The organism is Citrobacter sp. L55 (assembly GCF_002850715.1).
GTDB lineage: Bacteria > Pseudomonadota > Gammaproteobacteria > Enterobacterales > Enterobacteriaceae > Citrobacter > Citrobacter braakii.
On sequence record NZ_KZ559455.1, the window covers coordinates 1 to 653 of the forward strand.

The 653-nt window shown below is 48.1% G+C and carries 1 protein-coding gene; it reads left to right on the forward strand.

The features are described 5' to 3' along the window. Positions 1 to 75 precede the first annotated feature (75 nt). On the forward strand, positions 76 to 653 hold a 578-nt coding region (locus B9P82_RS28105), incomplete at its 3' end, for a hypothetical protein (protein ID WP_101701463.1).

Here is a 653-nt window from a genome sequence, read left to right on the forward strand (position 1 = left end):
CCCGGGGTCATTTGCCACTGACTACCGGATATTACGCAATTACATCAGTCGCTATAAAACATCAGGAGCAGAAGCATGAAGATAACGCCGATATTCTCAATGGTGAACTTTGTTGATGACGCTCATTTCCGGCGCGTTTGGCGTCACCCAAAAAAGACCATCACCAAAAAACAGCAGGCATGGGTGCATTACATGCTGTCAGTCTGGGGGCGCGTTAATCGTGGTGATGATTCTCCTGCAGGTGCTATCAACGTTATCGGTCGCCTGATGATTCGCAGTCACTGGAGTGAGGATAAAGCCAACCAGATAGAAAGAGTTGTTATGAGGCTTTATGAAGAGGATGGCCTGCGTGGTGATGTTCTCTATCAGAAAGCCAGAGAGCTGGTTATCCCTCAATCATCGTTCAGCAACATCATCGCTCTCGCCAAAGAATCAGATGATGCCGCTTTCGTTGAACGCGTGATGATTAAGACGCTCCACCGGGAAAGCCCAGTTCGTGATGTAGCTATTAGACGATATTGTGATTGCAACAACACGCAAGACATCGCTCGACGAATTCAATACCACACTGGTGCTGATATTCAATATTGCCGTAAGCGCGTTGTGTGGTGCGAGAACGTCCTCGATGCGGAAATGTTTTACGCAATGAGGCG